The organism is Halalkalibaculum roseum, assembly GCF_011059145.1.
Lineage (GTDB): Bacteria > Bacteroidota > Rhodothermia > Balneolales > Balneolaceae > Halalkalibaculum > Halalkalibaculum roseum.
Genome location: NZ_JAALLT010000003.1, coordinates 1 through 20,349 on the forward strand (window position 1 = coordinate 1; position 20,349 = coordinate 20,349).

Here is a 20,349-nt window from a genome sequence, read left to right on the forward strand (position 1 = left end):
CAAATACTATATCAGAGTACTGATGTGAATTATCAATGATTTTGGAAATCGTTCCTGCTTTAGGAATCACATAATAAACACCAGAAAACCCTTTTTCTATTGGTTTAAAGTTTTCTAAATTAAATTCTCCTAATGCAACTTTGACTACAGCTTTTACAAAATCCACGCCAGTTGCTAATGGCACCATGTGTGAACCTATTAACTCACCTCCCATTCGTCCTGCAATTTCTACGACCTTTACTTCACCATCTTTTGTCAATAACACTTCAGAATGACTTGCACCATTCACTAGGTTTAAGCATTTAAGGCTTTTCTGAACTTCTGCAATTATTTTTTCTTTGATTTGATCTGATATAGCAGCAGGCTGGTGATGTTCAATTTCAACAAAATAAGGGGCACCCGTTGTAACTTTATCAGTAATAGCTAAAAATTCATGCTCCCCTTTAAATGAAATAAATTCCACGGAGAATTCACGCCCCTCAATAAACTCTTCGACTATAGCTCGCCCATTAATAGAGTTTTTTAATGCTTTAGATATTGCTTCATTAACGTTTTCAGGATTTTGAACTTTTGTAACACCTCGGGAACCTGATCTATCTGTAGGTTTTACTATGACCGGGAATTTGTAATACTCTTTTTCATTAAAAGTCGGCTCAGTGTAAAGCTTAAATTTAGGACAAGATACCCCACAATTTATTAAGGCTTTTCTCATTTCAAATTTATCAGTAGAAATAGTCGTAGCAGCAATACTATTACCAACTAAATTTAATTTTTCTGCAATATAATTTACTGTTGGCATCGCAATATCTGATGCAATAGAAGTAATTCCATCAATATCAATTTCCTTACATTTAGCTAGAATTTCTTCTTTTTCTAAAATACTGATTGGATAATAGTAGTCTGAGATATCATCTACTTCATTACCTTCTCGCCATGCAAAGACGTGTGTTTCTAAACCCATCTCTTTGGCTTTCTCTACTAAAGGTCTTTGTAAATAACTGGCTCCAATTATTGCTAATTTTTTTTTCATTCTCACTTAAACAGATTTTTTAAATATTCACCATATCCATTTTTTTTCAATTCAGTAGCCTTCTCTAATACTAAATCAGTGTCAATCCAATTGTTTCTCCAGGCAATTTCTTCAAGGCAAGCTATTTTCAATCCCTGTCGTCTCTCTATGATCTCTACAAACTGTGAAGCTTCTAACATCGCCTCATGCGTTCCGGTGTCCAGCCATGCGAATCCTCTTCTAAGAACTTTTACATTTAGCGCGTCAATATCCAAATAAGCTTTATTAACAGAAGTAATTTCCAGTTCTCCGCGATCAGATGGTTTAACATTTTTAGCAATTTCTACTACCTGGTTGTCATAAAAATAAAGCCCGGTTACCGCCAAGTTACTTTTAGGCTTTGTCGGTTTTTCTTCAATGCTTAATGCTTTTTGGTTCTCATCAATCTCAACAACGCCAAATCGCTCCGGTTCACTTACCTGATATCCAAAGACAGTTGCACCATTTAAGTTCTGGACTGTTTCTTTCAGTTTTGGTCGTAGTCCGTGACCGTAGAAAATATTATCTCCCAAGATCAAACATACATTATCATCTCCAATAAACTCTTCACCAATAATAAAGGCCTGTGCCAGTCCGTCGGGGCTGGGCTGCACAGCATAGGAAAGCTGAATGCCCCATTCTGAGCCGTCGCCCAACAATCGTTTAAAGCTCTTGTTATCTTCGGGCGTAGTAATGATCAAGATTTCCCGAATGCCTGCAAGCATGAGCACCGAAAGCGGGTAGTAGATCATCGGTTTGTCATACACCGGCATCAGCTGTTTGCTAATAGCTTTGGTTATGGGGTATAACCGTGTTCCTGAGCCGCCTGCGAGTATTATTCCTTTCATTAAATTAATTGTCACTTAGTGTTATACTTCCTGTAGTTCAACCATTCGTCTGAATGATACACTATTATTTACGAGTTCATCATATGTCCCAACTCGCTCAATCTTACCATCTTCCATAATGACTACTCTATCTGCATTCTTGATGGTACTTAATCGGTGAGCGATGATTAAAATAGTATGTTCTCCCTGTAGTTTTTCGATATTTTTTTGAATTACCAGTTCCGTTTCAGAATCAAGGGCTGATGTCGCCTCATCCATCATCAATATATTCACGTTTTTATATAACTCTCTCGCGATTGAAATTCTCTGTCTTTGGCCTCCACTTAGACTAATACCATTATTCCCCAAACGCGATTCTTCTTTATGATCCAGTTGTTGAACAAAATCAAAAATTCCAGCTTTTTTCAAGGCCTTATTAAACCTGGCAATATTCTTCTCGCTCTTTTCGCCCCAAAATGTAACATTATTAAAAACCGTGTCATCAAAAATAACCGGTTCTTGGGTGATGTACCCTATGCTTTTCCTGTACTGGTTCATATCAATGTCATCCAATCCAGAAGAACCAATTTTGACAGTACCTTTTGATGGTTTAAGCAACCCTGCAATTACATTTACCAATGTAGTCTTTCCCGCACCACTCTCCCCAACAAACGCAACTGTTTCATTCTCTTCAATAGATAAATTTATATCTTTAAGGATATAATCCTGATTACCATTATAGCTGAAATAAAGATTCTGAATTTCAATTTCAAAGTTTTCTACTGTATTTACATGTGTCCTCTCATTTTCTTTGTTAGAGATAAGTTCATTCGTAAATGTTTTCATGTTTTGTAGTGAACCAATCGTACTTAAATAGGAATTATATGAGTCTAACAGCGACATTAAAGTTGATAAACCACGATAGAAAAATAGCAATGCAAGTATAATGGCTCCGAGTTCTCCCCCTAAATACTCTACCTGAATCAAAATAATCATCACTACCAACAGAATCATAATGGGCTCTCTACTACCCTGCATAATAGCTCTTAAAATGCCCACTCTGCGATTCTGATCCTCAAGATCATAAACCTTGTTTTTTAAATATTTAGAGAATTCTTTAACAAGCCCTGTTGCTTTCAGATATTTAAAAAAATTGACTTCTTGAATAAGCAAGCCTTGAAATGCATGATTACTTTTGACCAAATCAATACCAAGCTGCTCAGTCTTTTTATATAACTTATAAAAAATCAGGTGGCTGATAAGTCCTCCTATTATGACCAACACTGAGAACTGTGGGTTTGCTAAAAAGGCCAATCCAATGTAAGTCAAAAGGATTAGTCCCGTCCTGACCATATAAACAAACATTTGAAAGTTTTTGGCAACTTTTTGCACCTCTCCACTCATGGAGTTCTGAATATTACCGGCGTCAGCCTTCACAAATGATGTAAAGCTATAGTTTGACAAGGCATCAATATTTTGAACTCGAATAGATCGAATAAAAAGTTCAGAATAAACCGCATAAAGGTAGTTTGAGACATATACTGCAATACCTTTGAACACAAAAAAGAAAATCATAGTAACCAAAACAGAATACAGTGATATTCCAAGACCTAAAAATTCAATCGAGTCTATGATAAATTTAAGATTCCCCATTGACTCACCAGAGCTTGGCTCTCCATCGGCTGCCATTTCAAGGAGAGGAACAAACATGGCTAGCCCAAACCCATCAAGCAGGCCTACAAATAGACCAATACCCAGCAAAGGAAAAATTCGCCAACCGAGATACTCATAATAGTATCTTACATTTTCTTTAAATCTCTTTAAAATGTCTACTTTCATTTATCTTTTTACTTGACTAAACATTGGTTCAATTTATAGTGTAAAGTTATTCTCCATCACAGTTTCACACCAATCATTATTATCCAGGTACCACTGAATGGTTTTTTTGATTCCACTTTCAAAGGTTTCTTCGGGTGTCCATCCTAATTCTCTTTCAATTTTGGAGGCATCAATAGCGTAGCGGAAATCGTGTCCGGGTCGGTCGGTGACAAATGAAATTTGCCTTCTGTAACTTTCTCCTGAATCTTTTGGTACCAATTCATCCAGTATGGAGCAGATAGTGTGAACTACCTCAATGTTTTGCTTTTCGTTGTGACCACCGATATTGTAAGTCTCACCGGGTAGGCCTTCTTGTACTACCTTTAGTAATGCCCGGACGTGATCATCTACATAGAGCCAATCACGTACATTTTCGCCGGTTCCATAAACAGGAATTTCATTTCTCTGCAGGGCTTTTAAAATTACAACAGGAATTAGTTTTTCAGGAAATTGGTAGGGGCCGTAGTTGTTGGAACAGTTGGTGATCATGGTTGGTAAACCATAAGTATGATACCATGCTCTTACCAAATGGTCGGAAGAAGCTTTACTCGATGAGTAGGGTGAACGAGGATCATAAGGCGTTTCTTCGGTGAAAAAACCCTCTTTTCCCAATTCACCATATACCTCATCCGTAGAAACATGAAGGAATCGAAAGTTGTCTTTTCGCTCATCCTCTAAATCCTGCCAGTAATTCTTGACTTCCTCTAATAGCGCATGCGTCCCATTAATATTGGTTTTAATGAATTCAGCAGAACCATCAATAGAGCGATCTACATGAGATTCTGCTGCAAGATGCATAATGGCATCCGGCTGATAGTCATTGACTATCCGATTAATGATTTCACCATCACAAATATCAACCTGCTCAAATTGGTAGCGGTCAGAATCAGCGACAGATTCCAAGGATTCTAAATGTCCGGCATAAGTAAGCTTGTCAACATTCAAAACTTTATGATTCGTTTCATTGATGATCATCCGGACTAAAGCCGAACCGATAAATCCTGCCCCGCCTGTTACAATGATTTTTTGTATTTGTCCCATTTTTAGTACCTTTTCTACGCTCTACCACTTTAAATATGAATATTAATTTTTTAATTATTAGGACTAAATTTATTTTTTAAAAATAAAATAAATTTTCCTTCATGTTCCATCGCCATCCCACTAAACTGCAAGCTTGAATTTAACAAAACCGAATAGGTTCCTCTTAAATGGTTTCCCATTCTTTTATCAGGTATGACTTTTTGCAGTGGATGTATACCTTTATTTCCCTACTTCAGAAGCCTGTTCCCCATCCACTGAGAAAGTTGGATCGACGTGTTCTTTTATGAGCTTTCTCAAGGAATCTATGGTTTCCCATTCTGAATTTTCGCCGGAGTTATAGCAAAATCCGGGTTCAACCTTTTCGGCACCAAAGTGTTCAATAAAATCTTCCATTTTAAAACGGGGCGAATGAGGCAGAATTACATAATAATCACCCAGATCGTAGGTATTATAGGAATCGGAAGTTGTAATCATTTCTTCATGAATCTTTTCACCGGGCCTGATGCCAACAACCGGCTTTTCACATTTTGGACCAATGGCTTCCGCCACATCGGTAATTTTATAAGAAGAAATCTTCGGTACGAATAATTCCCCCCCCCAGGCATGTTCAAGAGCATACAAAACCATATCTACCCCACCCTGTAACGTGATATTGAATCTCGTCATTTCCGGGTCGGTAATGGGTAGCACTCCTTTTTCTCTTTTCTTTAAAAAGAAAGGTATAACCGAACCGTTTGATCCCATTACGTTTCCGTATCGCACTACTGAGAATGTAATGGGATTCCAACCTTTAATATTATTGGCAGCTATAAACAGCTTGTCTGAGGTCAACTTTGTAGCACCATATAAATTGATTGGAGCAGCTGCCTTATCCGTTGAAAGCGCGACCACTTTCTCTACGTCGGTTTCCAGGCAGGCATTAATCAGGTTTTCTGCACCAAGTACGTTGGTCTTGACACATTCCATAGGATTATATTCGGCAATCGGTACATGTTTTAAGGCCGCCGCATGAATCACATAATCAATTCCTTTCAAGGCTCTCTTCAAACGATCCGCGTCACGAACATCCCCAATAAAAAATCTGGTTTGTGGAAATTCTTCTTTGGGAAATTCCTGAGCCATTTGAAATTGTTTCTGTTCATCCCTGGAAAAAATGACGAGTCGTCTTACCGTGGGTGTAAGACTAAGAATGTGCTTGGTAAGGGCTTTACCCAGCGATCCGGTGCCTCCCGTAATTAATAAAGATTTATCTTCAAGATTCATAATGACTGTTAAGTTTAAAAAATATTTTGATGGATATGAGCTGATTAATTTTATTTAATAAAAGTATTTCTTTCAGCTTCAACCTAGGGACAAGCTGATATTTAAATGCTGTAGTTCTATTTCAATAAATTTCACTATCCTAAATCGGTCATTATAAGTGTTATAATTAATGTAGTTATTTATTAAACCCTTCATTAGATTCAACCAGATTTTTTATCGGCAACTTTATTATCTCCTTCAGAATATGTTCCAGTAATTTTAGATGTTTGACGGGTATACCAAGCGATTCAAGATCATTTTTGTGTCTGTAGTAAGCTTCAATTGATTTTCCCGAAAGAATATTTCTGGCAAATTGAACATAAAAGATGTTTATCCTTTCAGGAATTCTCTTTTCCATTTCTTCTTCAGTTAGAAAGTACGGCGCATAGTCAAGATGGGTTTTTAAATATCCGAGCATAAATCTCGAATATTTTTTTGCTTTTGTTTCTGTTACCGAATCTTTATGCCGGCGCGTATATGATAAAACCTGATGAACAAAACCAAAATCAGATTCTTTCAAGATATCCAGACAAGCAGAAACATCCCCTTGGAGTATTGTTTCATCATATACTTTTTCTCTCTTTATAATCAAATCGGACCGTATCAATAATGTGGAGGGTGCACCAAAATAGTACTCCTCATGTAACAAAAATCTTCTGCAAATTTCTTTGCCTGATATTTTATGACTAGGATAAGGTAATCCACTGGGCCCAACTATATCGTTGACCAATCGGTAAGAACTAACCAACCCCACACTCGGATATTCTTCCGAAAGTGCTACCATACGTGACACACACTCGGGGAAAAGCAGGTCATCCGCATGAATAACTTTACAATATTTACTTTCCGGCGAGATCTGTCGAAATGCATGGTTGAGATTTTTTAATACTTCCAGGTGCTGTTTATTATTATGAATCCTAATTCTATCATCCCTTTCGGCATACTTCTCTGCAATTTCAAGCGATCGGTCAGTACTGCAATTGTTTACAATTACATATTCCCAATTCTGATACGTTTGTTCAAGCACACTTTCAATGCACTGAGTAAGATATTTTTCACCATTATAAACAGGTGTCACAATACTTACAAAGGGCTCGTTTTCATTCTTTTTAGTATTCTTAAACTTCAAAATTAATTGCCGCCTGCTTTTTTTAAATTTCTAAAATCAAGAACAAATTTTATTTAGACATCTTTGATGATTAATCTGGGTTAACATAATACTAATCACATGATCAATTTTCTGCAGTAAAATGCTTCAGCATAATTTGTTTTAGATGCACATTGTACCCCTCTTAATCTTGGTAAAGACCATAACAATGAATCGTCAAACCACTGCTTTTTGAGCTGGCTTTTAAAACAGGTAACCAAAATTTCTTTTTTTTTCTCTATATACTCTTCTTTAAGAGGAACAAATAGATTGGGGTTACCAATGTCACCATCATATTTAGGGATCTCATATTCAAGTATCAGGTGATTGCGAAAGGTATTCCAGGTAAATTTATTAATAAGCTTATGATCCTGATGGAGGTCACTTCTATAATGGGTAAATATAATATCGGGGTCAAAGGAATCCTTAATACTTTCAAAAACATCCTTTACTGTATCCCATTCTGAAGGTAAATAACCGTCTTTGAAATCAAGTATTTGTGTTTCAACTTTATTTACAGCACCCATAAATTGACCCACACTGGAAAGGGCCTCCTTCTTTCGTGTTTTATTGGAAGTAAATACAACCCAATTTACTAGGTCTATCTCATATTCTTCTATAAATTTTAAAAGAGTTCCCCCACACCCAATTTCTATATCATCACAATGAGCTCCTAAACAAAGGATTTTCAGTCCCTCATTCTTAGCATCCAAAAATGTAAGACTCTGCATATATTAATCCCCGTTATCTTTCCACACTTTCCAGGGAGTTTTTCCTTCTGCATATAAATCGTCAATCAGCTGTTTATCTTTGAAAGTATCAAGAGCTGTCCAAAATCCATCATATTTGTAGCCATGTAACTGATTGGCTTTAATCAACCTTTGAAAAGGTTCGACAACTAATTCTTCCCCTTTTTTCATATAGTCAAAAATTTCTTTTTTGAAAATAAAATATCCGGTATTTACTCTTAGACCGGAATCTCCAATAGGACTGATACTGTTGACTTTCCCATCATCTCCCAAGTTAACCACATGAAAACTTTGAGTTGGTTGGTATGCCATAAAACTTCCAATTTTGTCCACATTATGAAATTCCTTTATCATTTTATTAAGTGGCAAATCTGTCAAACCATCCGTGTAATTTGCTAAAAAAACATCATCTCCATCCAGGTATGAACGCACTTTCATTAAGCGCTCACCTATGTTTGAGGTCATACCCGTATCTACAAAGGTAATATTCCAATCATCAAGGTCGCTATTGAGTAACTTGATTTTCCTGCCCCCATCATTTAATATAAAATTATTTGAGGTGTACTCATCATATTCCACGAAATAACGTTTTATATAATCTCCTTTATAACCCAAACACAGAATAAAATCCTTATGACCAAAGTGGGCGTAATACTTCATTACATTCCAAAGCAAAGGCCTATACCCCACCTTTACCATAGGTTTTGGCACTTTTTCAGAATAATCACGCATCCTAGTTCCCAGTCCGCCACAAAACAAAACTACCTTCATTAGGGTAAATATCTTGGATTTATTGATTTAGTTTGAAATAAGATTCTGAACACTACTTGAATTGACATACTCTTCCAACCAGTCTTCGTTTCTAAAATGTTTATATTGCTCGGCTCGTAATGTATCAGCTATTCGATTTTCCGGAAGTTCAACATCATCATAGGTTAAAACCTGGTCTTTCGAGATATCATTTTTCAAAATACACCCTTCCACCAGGCCTTCAGGCAGATAGCGTTGCCTGCTCATTTCATCTGTATTCACGGCTTCACCATAGGTCATATACATTCCATAATCATCCAAAGTCTCACCTTTTTTCAGATCTCTCTTAGCAACAGCACATACTTCAACCACAGGCCCTCCCAAAGGTTTTGCAATGGAATCACGAAAGATGGACACCCTGGCAATAGAATTAGGAACTTCAAAATGTACCAAATGATAGGGAACAAAAAATGGATATAAAGGACCATCACCTATTTTATACAATTTAAGATAATGCTGTTGCTTAGGATCGGTATGCTCCGCCAGGCAAAATACTTTTGTATGTGGGGTACCTACCACATAATCAATAATTCCACCTGCTTCCCTTAATTGGTCAATATCATAAATAGAACCGATATCCATGATGTCACCCTCATATTTTTTACCTCGAGACATGCCTCTTGAAGAAGTAACGAAACCGGTAGCATTTGCAACAATTGACTGTTCAAAACTTATCTTAGATCCATCGGCAAAACTGGTTACCATTGCAGGATTCTGACCCCACCTCTCAGCCCATTCCTGTTGCGTTGTAGGGTTTCTATATGGATCTTGAAGTCCTTTTATATTTCCTACTACACGTGGAGTGAGTCCCAATCCCTCCACCCATCTTACTAAATTCATCTGAACACCCGGTTCATCCCCGTCACAGGCCGATAAAATTACGTTATGCTTTTCAGCATAAACCTGTAAAATAGGGCCGATAGTCGCATCCAGTTCTGCATTCATCAATACGACATCTTTCCCATTCTTAAATGCCTCAAGAGTGACTTTTGCACCGAATTCTACAGACCCTGTTACATCCAACAGAACATCAATATATTCTGATTGTGCCAGTACAAAAGCGTCTTCGGTAACTACCGGCTTATCATTTCTAATAGCATCATTTACTTCATTGACAGTACTTGCTTCAATTATCCGGTCTCGCCCTGCATATTCATACGCTCCATAAGCTTTTTTAATATGGCGGTTAAAAATGCCTGACAATTTCATTCCGGGAACACTATTGATGATCTGGTTACTTATTCCCTGGCCCATAAAACCCGCACCTATCAGACCTACTCGTATAGGATTTCCTTCAGCTTCTCTTCGTTTCAGGGCATTATCAACTAATATCATATAGAACCAATTATTATATATTTATATATTTTTATAAAAAGCATTAAATACTCATTCTTTGAATTAACTCATCTTTGATCTTATCAAATGTTTCCCATTGGCTATCTTTCTCCGATAGCTCGGTAACCTCAATAGGCCATGAAAGATTGAATTGAGGATCGTCAAATGGAAGCCCACCTTCGGTGCTTGGGGTATAAAATTCACCTACCTGATAACTGGTTTCTGTATTATCCTCCAGAACCTGATATCCATGCGCATAACGCTCTGGTACATAAAGAGCCCGGTAGTTATCTTCCGAAAGTTCAACTGAGAAATGATCCAAGAAGGTATTGCTTTCCGGCCTTAGGTCTATGATGATATCGAGAATTTTGCCTCTGGTGCATCTTACCAGCTTAGTCTCTGCTGCGGGAGGATACTGGAAGTGCATACCTCTCATTGTTCCCTTTTTTTTGCTAAAGGCAATATTACCTTGCACTATGGTAGGACTTAATCCATGCTTTTTAAATTCATTTTGACAGAAAGCTCTTGCAAAAAAGCCTCTGTTATCTCCTTTTTTTTCAATATCGATTACATAGGAGCCTTTTAAATTTGTCTCAGTAAATTTCATAACTTCTCTTTTCTATTTTAAAAAATATCTGAACTATTCATTTCATTGTCTAGATGATCTCATAGTAACAATACCAAGCTGCTTATGAACTTAAAATATCAAGCCCAATACAAATCTTTATCCAACTGATTCGACTCTAAAAGAAATTTCAACTGTTTTAGGCGAGTGTAAGGACGTCCATTAAATGAATTTGCACTCATATTTATTTTTTCAAATATGGAATAAAGCTCTTCGGCTCCTTTTTGTGCCGTATATTCGCAGGAGAAGCCGGGCAACCGGCTGTTTATTTTATCAAATGAAACACGATAGCTTCTGTTGTCTCCCCCTTTGCTTCCAAATGTTAATCTGCAACCGGGAAATGCTTCTCCAACGATTTCAGCAATCTCCTTTACTCTAAAATTCTGATCGGTATCACCGACATTAAATATCTGGTTATGAATAATGTCTCGAGGTGATTCCAATACACATCTAATTGCTTTACTTATATCCTTGATGTGAACAAGCGGTCTCCATGGCATTCCGTCACTGGTCATTTCAATTACCCCTTTTGTCCAAGCCAGCCCGGCCAGATTGTTCAATACAATATCAAATCTCATTCTGGGAGATGCACCATAAGCCGTAGCATTTCTTAGAAAGGTGGGAGAGAAGTTATCATCAGCTAATTCTGATACATCATTTTCCACTTTAGTTTTACACTCTGCATAAGCTGTTTGAGGGTTTAAAGTTGAATCTTCCGTTTTATAATCCTCAGTCCCAACGCCATAAACACTACAAGACGAAGCATAAATAAATCTTTTTATACCTGCCTGTTTACAAAGTTTGGCAATTCGTACACTTCCTTTGTGATTTATTTTGAATGTAATTTCCGGATTAAGCTTACCTAGCGGATCATTGGAAAGTTCTGCAAGGTGTACCACTGCTTCAAATCCCTGTAAATCACTTAATTCAATATCTCTTAGATCTTTGTTGATATAAGCAGGATAGGTTCTCTCACCATTGTTGAACAACCAGCCCGATCTGTAAAATCCCGTATCGAATCCGGTTACTGCATATCCATTTTTAATGAGGTAAGGCCCCAATATAGATCCAATATAGCCGTCTGTCCCCGTAACCAAAACTTTCATCTTATACACTCTCTATTTCATTTTTTATTGTTCTTGAAATAATAATGGAAATAATGTTCTTGCTGTAATTAAAAATATTTAATTACTCCAGTAAAACCTGAATTATAGTCCACTATTGGTGTTTCAAGTGATAGATAATCTTGGAAGTTTATAATGAATCTTGTCTAAATAATTAATCTATTTTCGTTAAATTAACTTTTAATCAAATGAACTACCTGTTCCCATTGTTCCTCTATTAAAGTACTATAGCGTTGTTTCTGATACTCTAAATTTTCCTTCACATAAGTAATATTCTCGAGAGTTGCATTGAACTTCATGTACAATTCTTCTGCTGTGAATTTATTGATGTCTACATAACTGTTTTCAAAACCAACATCGTTTAATAACTCTTTTGACTTTCTGTGATAACAAATACCTAGAACAGGTTTACACATATTAAGTGGGAGAACTATTGAATGGAAACGTGTAGCAACAATTACATCCGCCGATGAGATAGTGTTAATCAAATCTTCTACCTTTTCATTACGAAAAACATAAACCTTTTCCATATCTATACTTTCAGTATTCTTAAGTCGCGCTAACATGTCATCAATTACAAGTAAGTCGGATGTATGATTGTTATATAAATAAACTCTAAATCCTTGTTCGATTACTTTATCTATAAACTTAGCTATTTGGTCAAGATAGTTTCCATATTTCTCTGGATTGCTAATAGGATAGTAGCGGCTATCATATACCGGCATTAGATTGATTGCCACTGTTTTCTGTTTATCTGAACGCAAAGTATCATCCGGCTTTGTTTTTAGCCCATGAGCAAGATCCGGATAAACCGGCCCTTCTGGGCCATTTATATATTCTTCTATTAATTTCTTGGAACCGACATCTCGATAGGATAAATAATTAGCACGAATAAGAGCTTTTTTTAACATCCAGAAACTTAAAGTATGCAAAATAGGCCCCCCACCTATACTCATAATAAGAACTTTAGCATCTGTTGATTTAGCTAGAAATATCCATTTAAATAATGTGTATGGATGCCCCCAAGGACCTCCCCGCGTATCTACACACTGGTGAGAACCACAAATGATGAGTGCATCCAAGTTTTTTAACTGCTCTCTCGCATTTCTAAGAAAGCGAATTTCAGATCCGATATTTCCTAATAAATATAAAAATCCAAATATAACCGGAGATTTTTTAATATTTTCAGGTAGAATATTTTTTATTAGACTTCGTAAATTGGAAAATATATTTGAATTATTTGGTGATTTAGGTTTTACATTTCCCGATTTTTCGGATTTAAAATAATTACTGCTATCAAATCGAATGGGAAATGATTGTATATTATGCCGATCCTGGGTGTTACAGGGTTTCAGAGAGAAACCTACTACTTCAATTTTACAGAAGCGTTCCCTAATATTTTGAATTACCGACGTAATAATAGCTTCATCACCCAAATTATTATTACCGTAATGACCGAATACTCCAACCCGGTAAGTCTTCTCTTCTTTATCCATACTATCTCCTTAGAATTAAGATTCTACTCAATTAGTGAAATTTAAGTCTGGAGATGATACTAGAAGCCAACCATTATAATGATCCTTCCCTCTGACCCTATTCTAGTTTTATGTCTAAAAAATATATCTTTGGGAGTTCAATTTTATTCAATCAAATGCTTATCTAGACTTTACTTAATATAAGTTTCAGAAACAATGGGAAAGATTACACAAAGGATAAATATTGGATCATAGTTGATATGACAGTGAAAAGCAGAAATCACACGGAAATTTTATAACCACATGACCTAATGAAAATAAATTTCAAGGGGTGTAATTCCTTTTGTAACTGTATTTATTCTTTTAATTAAAGAGGAAAAATCAAAATAAAGAGCTGTAACAATGATAATCACTTCCTGATTTCGTTGTTCATTCTGAAGTTTAAATTTGACAAGATTAGTAAATAAATAGTATGAAATGTTATTCTCTAACTTTTGGGATGATATATCACATATGCTTTCTAGTCAGTAATCCGTTTTTTATTTATTACCCATGTTGAAATAGGCCAGCTTTTCACATTTTTAGTCGCGAGCCAATGTGCAGGATGCCATTGTGAATTAGGTATAGGTTCAAAACGCAAACCTAAAAATATGAATAGCCATACGTATGGGTTTCCCCATCCGCCAACATCTAATACTTCTCCATGGTGTTTTGTTAAATGCTTTAAGCCCTCAGGGGTAAATCTCCAGAAATCTTTAGGGGCTCCATGAACTGGATTAATTAAACAGGTAGCCTGAACTGAAATACCATTAGGTTTTAAAACTCTAAACATTTCATCAATAGCTAGCTGCGGATTACCTTCCACGTGTTCCAGTACCTGGTCAGATACAACAGCATCAAACTCTGCGTCATTAAAAGGCAGATCCAGAATATTTATTTCCGGATAAGAGGCATCAGTGATTTGTTCGTCTTTAAATCCTATTATTCTCGCTAAATTTTCGGAATGACTTATTGATAATACCTTTTGATCAGCAGGTCTGGATTCTGAGAATTTTACTAAATATTTATACATATAGAAACGTGTGACATGAGGCCCCTTGTTTAATCCTGTTATAGATAAGTGGTAAAGTTTTTTTATCCCCTTATAAAGAATATTCTTTAACATTTGTGTAATATCTTATTTTATTAGCATAAAAAAGCAATAAAGCTTTTTGTTCTTTTTTAGTAGTGTGACAAAATTTAAATTTGATTCACTGTCACAAAATTTTGGTTTAATAAAAAATATAAAGTCTATCATATATTCTAAGGCTTTAAATAGTGACTTGCAGTTAGGGAAATTTAATTTGAGTAAAATCATTAATTAGCGAATCATAAGTCATCTCTATCCTCAATAAGCAAAGGTCAAGAGTTGGAGCCATTTGCCAGGAGCTTGGGAACAGCAGCGCCACCTTTTATAACTGGAAAGCAAGTATGGCCGCCTTTGTGGAAATGAGCTAGCCAGAATTAAGGAAACAGAAGCCAAAAACGCTCGTCTGAATCGCATTTATACTGACCACTTTCTAGTGCACACCGCCATGATTTATGTTGTTAAAAAAGCTCTAAGCTGTATTGTCAGGCGGGAATTTGTTACCTATATGCAACAGCGTCACAGGGTAAGCATTCGTCAGAGCTGCAAAGCCGTTGGTATTCTCCCCGCAGCGCCTATAGCTACAAGCGAAAACCAAAGTATGATCAGCCGATGATAGATGCCCTTCTTATGTTAACCAATTAATATCCGGCCATTGGTTTTGTAAATATTACTACCTCCTGCGCGTAATAGAACCACCGTTATAATCACATGAGGGTGTTATTGGGTCTATACGGCCTTAAGATTAAATATCAGACGGAAACAAAGAAGCTTCTGCTGGCCCATAACTGTTCCAATCGGAGGTGCACAATAAGGTGTAGAGACTGGATTTTATACACGAAAACCTATGAAATGGGCTTAATTTTCGCATGCTGAACTTAATCAACGATTATAACCAACAGGTGCTCTAGATTGAAACAGACATCTCACTTCCAACATTGTGGGTAATCCGTGTGCTGGATAATCCCAAATACTCTCGCGGGTTGCCTAATATTATTAGAGTAGACAACGGACCGAAGATTATCTTCCGAAAATTAGATAACTCGTGCAAGTATAACGTAACCCTAGCTTTTATCCAGCCGGTTAAGCCAACTCATAACACCTATGTAGAACGGCTGAATGACTGCATCCGAACGGAGCTGCTGAAGCCTAAGCGTCTTTAAATAAGGGCGAAATGCGAGTGAAAATAATCCATACAAATACGATTATAAACAAAATCGAACCTACTACAAATTACTTAAATAAAAAAACCAATAGAAGTGTTAATAGAATCAAAACACTCTACTTTAGAATGTTCCAAAATATAGGGAAGCTTACACATTACTTATACTAAGAACATAGAAGTTCATATTTTATCTAATGATTTGGTCATAAATAAAATAACTCGTTGTAATGGTGCCTAAAATGGGGCCGATTATACCTAAATAGTCCAGAAAACTTGGCTTCCTTTCAACTTCAACAGTTATAATTTCTTCATTGGATAAATTATACGTACGAAATTCTTTGGGTACTCTTTCTGAATAGCGGAAACTAAAGTATTTTGCCACCTCTCTTCGATTTTCGCTATCATATTTTGATAAGGTCACTTTAATTCTGGATTTAGCAAATGCTGCTCCCGCTCCACGTTGAGCACCTGTTAAACTATTAGGACCTCCTGCATAAGATATTAACTGGGCAATGGTCATATCCCTAGGTACTAAATAACGACCTGATCTTCCAATATCGCCCCAAACATTAACCGTATCTGCCAACTGACCGGGCTCAACGAGACGTATTAAAACTTCATTAATGTTATCATCTTCACCAAATTGGGCATACAAAGGTGAACTCAGAAATAGTAAAAGAAAAAGTATGAATAGTGATCGAATTGTTAATTTCAGACCCATTTTAATGGCAAATTAGATATTTAAATTTAAATTATATCTCTTATACTTTTTCATATTCATAGTATTGACTATATCTATAAGTGTGAAGACCCTTGGTTTCGTACGAATCATAACTTTTATCAGGTTTATAAGCTGTTAATACAAGACTTAAATTCGTTTCTTCATTATTATCAAGGTCATCTAAGGTATGAGAAAGTACATTAATCTTGGTTTCTCCAAACTTAGCAGCAACAATTACAGAATCTGTTAGGTTAAGTAACGATGCTACATCTGAAACCAAACCATGGGGCGGCGTATCAAATAATATAATGTCATAATTTGGGCAAACAACTTTAATCATTTCCTTAAATTTATCACTTGCAAGCAAATTAGCCGGCGACATCGGTTTTCCACCGGTAGGTAACAGGCTTAGGCCCTCTATTCCCGACTCCTTTATAGCACCCGATAACTTACTACCTTCAAAAAGTACTTCATTAATACCATCCGAGTTATCAATTGAGAAAAGTTTATGGACAGCAGGTCTTCTAAAGTCACAATCAATAATCAGGACCTTTTTGTCAATTTCAGCAAAAGCGGCTCCAAGATTTGCCGTTAATGTAGTTTTACCCTCTCCTTTACCGCTACTGGTTATTAGTATAGATTTGGGAATAGAATCTGGATTGGTATAAAGCAACTGGCTTACAATTTTACGGTAAGATTCCGCTACAGGCGTATCAATATAATGATAAAAAACTACACTCTTGGAAATACCGGTTCCTTTAACATCACTATCATTACTTGAGAACCAGCTATTTGTCTTAATTAGTGAGTGATCATAGATAACAGATAGCAATGGGTATGGAAAGTATTTCAACTGTTCTGAACTATTAATAATGGTGCTAAATCCATTTTTCAATATCAATAATCCAATTGGAAGAATAATTCCAACCATGGCTGCAAAACCAAGCCAAAGAATTTTATTTGGTTTTACCGGGCTGTACCTAGGGTTGGCACGGTCTACAATTGTACCACTGCTGTTTTGGGTTTGTTGCCATAGAGCGATTTCAGATTCCTGCGAAATCAGATTACTCAGATATTGTTTATGCCGTTCAACTTCGGCTTCAAGCCTTGCCAACTTCACTTGTTTGTCGGGATAAGAGTCTAAAAATGATTCTGCGTCTTTAATGCGTTCATTTAATACCTCAATTTGAGATTCGTATTGATTCTTGTTCAACCGTAACCCAATTAAATTTTGGCGTATGTTAGATAGTTCTTCAGCCAGGTTACCGTCACCTGTATCGGTGAACCCTTGAGTATCATTAAGTAACCCCTCACTTAATTTTTGTATCTCTTCTTCAACCTCTTTTATCTGTTGGTTTAATCTTCTAAGCTCCGGCTCAGAGTCTGGATTTTCTTTAAGCTGGGGATTTTGAGAAAGAATAACAAAACGGCGGGTTTTCAAATCAGCCAGCCTATCCTGAAAGCGTGAAATCGTTGGGCCTATGGCATTTGTAAACTGGTCTTTCAGTCCGGGCTTAATAGCTTCAACCTGTTGTTCATAATTATTAATAGAAGTGTTAATCGACTCAAGCTCAATTTCCAAAGTCTGCTTTTCAGCTTGTAGCTCTGAAAGTGAATTAACTGAATTACTGGCTTGTTCATCGATGGCAACTAATTGATTTTCATCTTTAAAATTTACGAGCCTTTCTTCTGCATCATCTAATTGAGCATTAGCCTCCAACTTTTTTTCTTGTAAAAAAGAAAGTGCACGACTAGCAGATTTTTGTTTTTGCTCAAGTGACTTTTCCTGAAATGTTTCGAGTGCCAGATTAACAACTTTTGCTGCTTCCTTAGGAGAATAACTCTGGTAACTGATTTCCAAAAGGTTCGGTTCAAAGCGTTGACCGGTAGGCTCAACTGTTTTAACAGATAACCCATTTCTTATTCTACTCGAAGCCCTGTCTAAAGAAATGATTGTAGAATCTTCAGGATATTTTAGCCATAAGGTTGTATAACCTTGGTAATTGGTTGAGTCGAATGAAGCTATTAAATCTTTTGCAACCTGATCAGATAAATCTTGTGCCCGAAATAAATAAATAGCATTTTGAACAGGATTTCCAAAGTTAGAAGTAAAGGATCGTGAAACTATATCTCCAACACCGCTTCCTACTCCTCCACGAGCCCCACCTGAACCGGGTAAGGTATTTTCATTAGTTGTAATAATAAGTGTTCCCTTACTTTGGTATACCGGTAACAAATAATTATTTACGGTATAGTAAGTCACCAGTACGCTTAATATTGTAAAAATTAAAATACTCCAGACATGTCGCTGAACCAGTGGAACTATTTTTTTTGGATCAAAAAGATCCTGACTAAATGTGGATTTCGTAGCTTTCATGTATTTATCGTCTCAACCAAGACTATCATCATTTTAATTATAACTAAAATGCGAATACTTCATATAAATTCTTAATGTGTATTCTACCCTCGCTCCGTTAATATAAAGTAAATGTACAAAATTGAATTGAAAAGAAACGCTTTCAAGATCCTTATTTGAGTTAAGATAAATTAATATGAACTAAGAAAATATGATTAATTAGCTTCAGAATATAATTATGCCTTCAATAGCTTAACGTTCTTCAATAAGACTTGTAGTTAAAAATTAAAACAGAATTCTAAATTTATTGGTAATTATTACTTTGTAAATAGATCTTAAGAGCTTAGGAATCCATCTCAAAATGTCCTGAAACTTAAATGGTGTTATCCATATTTATATTAAGAAAAGTTCAAGAATCTGTCTGTAATGTTAGTTAGATTATTTTTCTCTATTTACTCAGTGATATAGCTCAAAGCATGTCTAGTATATTGAAGCTGCTACAAAAAATTTAGAATTTAAGTTAAGCCAAACTTTTAAACAGTTTTTGTTATCAACTTACGTAATTGGTAACTAAAGTTTCAGTATTTTTCTATGTAGTCCTTTGGAGTTCATGGAATTACTGTCATAAAAAATGCACTAAGTGTTTGAGTCAAAAACTTTGAGTGCTGGGAATCGGCCAATAATGCTGTTGAACATGTACGGCTTGGTAGTATACCGAGCTAACCTTCTGAAATATGAGTCGAATCATCGGACAGTTTTAAGCCTAGCTGGTCGAATATTTTTTGCCTAGGAGTTCCAGTCTATCGACTACGTTTTATTACGACGCTCAGCCAAAAGACGAATCGCCTAAGGTACCGTTTGCTTCATATGTGTCTGTACCAACACCGTCTGGCGGGTGACAAGGTACTCTTGGCCATAGTCGAAATGGATGAGACCCTGTTCGGGGGCCGGCGTTCGGGACAACGACCGTGGGGCGCAGCGGGTTAGAGCTTGGTCTTAGTCATTTACAAACGAAAAGTGCAGTTTTGACCTTCTCGGTGAGTTCTTGGGGCACAAGAAATTGCTTTCATTGAATGGCGAGTACATCCTGGCCGGCAGCTTGTATTACACCGATAAATGGCATGCTTACGCCTCACTGACACTTTGGGAGATTAACGCTTTTGTCAGTAAGCAAAAAAGGTCGAAACCATATCAAGGGTATTTAAGGCCTTTTGAGCTAAGCATTGGCTGTTTATGTACTGAAGCGTTCAGCAAAAATTTTTTTATATATTTAAAAGAAGTCGAATGGCGGTTCAATTATAGCTACGATAATCTAATATCACTACTTAGACACCAACTAAAAAAACCATACCTGACAAACAGTTATTGAAACTCTGTGTTTGAATTACCTTAATTAAATAATCTTGCATTTTCGACGATACGCGGAAGTCACGTTTAGATAAGTCCCGAGTTGATTACTAACTCATCGACCAGCTCACGAATATCTTCTAGCTGATAACATTTCTGGATTACGTACAATTGAAATTCTTTGCTGTAGCTTCGTTTTAAATGGTCACCCATAATAGAATGTGATTAAAATTTGCAACCGACAATCTATAGCTTAACAATAAGTCTAAAATA

Annotated in this window: 16 protein-coding genes; all 16 read right to left on the reverse strand. The window is 36.3% G+C overall.

All coding sequences use genetic code 11. From position 1 onward, the window contains the following. The coding region (locus tag G3570_RS08575) for an ATP-grasp domain-containing protein (protein ID WP_165141329.1) at window positions 1-1,030 on the reverse strand (1,030 nt) is incomplete at its 3' end. 2 nt (window positions 1,031-1,032) lie between these two features. Continuing rightward, the gene (gene rfbA / locus G3570_RS08580) at window positions 1,033-1,896 is read right to left on the reverse strand and encodes a glucose-1-phosphate thymidylyltransferase RfbA (protein ID WP_165141331.1); all 864 of its coding nucleotides are present in this window, start codon (window positions 1,894-1,896) and stop codon (window positions 1,033-1,035) included. Window positions 1,897-1,917: 21 nt separating this feature from the next. After that, window positions 1,918-3,714 (reverse strand): ABC transporter ATP-binding protein, encoded by a 1,797-nt coding sequence (locus G3570_RS08585; protein ID WP_165141333.1) that lies wholly within the window; start codon window positions 3,712-3,714, stop codon window positions 1,918-1,920. Between the two features lie 33 nt (window positions 3,715-3,747). After that, on the reverse strand, window positions 3,748-4,794 hold the full coding sequence (gene rfbB / locus G3570_RS08590) for a dTDP-glucose 4,6-dehydratase (protein ID WP_165141335.1): 1,047 nt from the start codon (window positions 4,792-4,794) through the stop codon (window positions 3,748-3,750). A 219-nt stretch (window positions 4,795-5,013) separates the two neighbouring features. Next, window positions 5,014-6,057 carry a UDP-N-acetylglucosamine 4,6-dehydratase (inverting) gene (gene pseB / locus G3570_RS08595; RefSeq protein ID WP_165141337.1) on the reverse strand — a complete coding sequence of 348 codons (1,044 nt, stop codon included), beginning with the start codon at window positions 6,055-6,057 and terminating at the stop codon, window positions 5,014-5,016. 175 nt (window positions 6,058-6,232) lie between these two features. Next, window positions 6,233-7,225, reverse strand: coding sequence for a glycosyltransferase family 2 protein (locus tag G3570_RS08600; RefSeq protein WP_165141339.1), 993 nt, complete (start codon window positions 7,223-7,225; stop codon window positions 6,233-6,235). Between the two features lie 95 nt (window positions 7,226-7,320). After that, a complete protein-coding gene (locus G3570_RS08605; RefSeq protein WP_165141341.1) occupies window positions 7,321-7,974 on the reverse strand; it encodes a PIG-L deacetylase family protein in 654 nt (217 codons plus the stop codon). Window positions 7,975-7,977: 3 nt separating this feature from the next. Then, window positions 7,978-8,763, reverse strand: a complete 786-nt coding sequence (locus G3570_RS08610; protein ID WP_165141343.1) for a sugar phosphate nucleotidyltransferase — start codon at window positions 8,761-8,763, stop codon at window positions 7,978-7,980. A gap of 27 nt (window positions 8,764-8,790) precedes the next feature. Then, entirely contained in the window at window positions 8,791-10,137 is a 1,347-nt protein-coding gene (locus G3570_RS08615) for an NAD(P)H-dependent oxidoreductase (RefSeq protein WP_165141345.1), read from the reverse strand. Between the two features lie 43 nt (window positions 10,138-10,180). Next, window positions 10,181-10,744: a dTDP-4-dehydrorhamnose 3,5-epimerase gene (rfbC, locus tag G3570_RS08620; RefSeq protein ID WP_165141347.1), complete on the reverse strand. Its 564-nt coding sequence runs from the start codon at window positions 10,742-10,744 to the stop codon at window positions 10,181-10,183. A gap of 98 nt (window positions 10,745-10,842) precedes the next feature. Next, window positions 10,843-11,868, reverse strand: a complete 1,026-nt coding sequence (locus tag G3570_RS08625) for an NAD-dependent epimerase/dehydratase family protein (protein WP_165141349.1) — start codon at window positions 11,866-11,868, stop codon at window positions 10,843-10,845. Window positions 11,869-12,059: 191 nt separating this feature from the next. Further along, window positions 12,060-13,382, reverse strand: coding sequence for a polysaccharide pyruvyl transferase family protein (locus tag G3570_RS08630; RefSeq protein ID WP_165141351.1), 1,323 nt, complete (start codon window positions 13,380-13,382; stop codon window positions 12,060-12,062). 499 nt (window positions 13,383-13,881) lie between these two features. After that, window positions 13,882-14,526, reverse strand: a complete 645-nt coding sequence (locus tag G3570_RS08635; protein ID WP_165141353.1) for a class I SAM-dependent methyltransferase — start codon at window positions 14,524-14,526, stop codon at window positions 13,882-13,884. 1,313 nt (window positions 14,527-15,839) lie between these two features. Beyond that, window positions 15,840-16,307, reverse strand: coding sequence for a polysaccharide biosynthesis/export family protein (locus tag G3570_RS08645; protein WP_249066899.1), 468 nt, complete (start codon window positions 16,305-16,307; stop codon window positions 15,840-15,842). 106 nt (window positions 16,308-16,413) lie between these two features. Then, window positions 16,414-18,750, reverse strand: coding sequence for a GumC family protein (locus tag G3570_RS08650; RefSeq protein WP_165141359.1), 2,337 nt, complete (start codon window positions 18,748-18,750; stop codon window positions 16,414-16,416). Window positions 18,751-20,163: 1,413 nt separating this feature from the next. Beyond that, window positions 20,164-20,289 carry a hypothetical protein gene (locus G3570_RS16490; RefSeq protein ID WP_282958233.1) on the reverse strand — a complete coding sequence of 42 codons (126 nt, stop codon included), beginning with the start codon at window positions 20,287-20,289 and terminating at the stop codon, window positions 20,164-20,166. Window positions 20,290-20,349 lie beyond the last annotated feature (60 nt).

Coding starts and splice junctions, on each gene's coding strand:
- G3570_RS08625 (WP_165141349.1), bottom strand. CDS start 11,868: ATGAAAGTTTTGGTTACGGGGACAGACGGCTATATTGGATCTATATTG.
- G3570_RS08650 (WP_165141359.1), bottom strand. CDS start 18,750: ATGAAAGCTACGAAATCCACATTTAGTCAGGATCTTTTTGATCCAAAA.
- G3570_RS08615 (WP_165141345.1), bottom strand. CDS start 10,137: ATGATATTAGTTGATAATGCCCTGAAACGAAGAGAAGCTGAAGGAAAT.
- rfbA (WP_165141331.1), bottom strand. CDS start 1,896: ATGAAAGGAATAATACTCGCAGGCGGCTCAGGAACACGGTTATACCCC.
- pseB (WP_165141337.1), bottom strand. CDS start 6,057: ATGAATCTTGAAGATAAATCTTTATTAATTACGGGAGGCACCGGATCG.
- G3570_RS08635 (WP_165141353.1), bottom strand. CDS start 14,526: ATGTTAAAGAATATTCTTTATAAGGGGATAAAAAAACTTTACCACTTA.
- G3570_RS08585 (WP_165141333.1), bottom strand. CDS start 3,714: ATGAAAGTAGACATTTTAAAGAGATTTAAAGAAAATGTAAGATACTAT.
- G3570_RS08605 (WP_165141341.1), bottom strand. CDS start 7,974: ATGCAGAGTCTTACATTTTTGGATGCTAAGAATGAGGGACTGAAAATC.
- G3570_RS08630 (WP_165141351.1), bottom strand. CDS start 13,382: ATGGATAAAGAAGAGAAGACTTACCGGGTTGGAGTATTCGGTCATTAC.
- G3570_RS16490 (WP_282958233.1), bottom strand. CDS start 20,289: ATGGGTGACCATTTAAAACGAAGCTACAGCAAAGAATTTCAATTGTAC.
- rfbB (WP_165141335.1), bottom strand. CDS start 4,794: ATGGGACAAATACAAAAAATCATTGTAACAGGCGGGGCAGGATTTATC.
- G3570_RS08610 (WP_165141343.1), bottom strand. CDS start 8,763: ATGAAGGTAGTTTTGTTTTGTGGCGGACTGGGAACTAGGATGCGTGAT.
- rfbC (WP_165141347.1), bottom strand. CDS start 10,744: ATGAAATTTACTGAGACAAATTTAAAAGGCTCCTATGTAATCGATATT.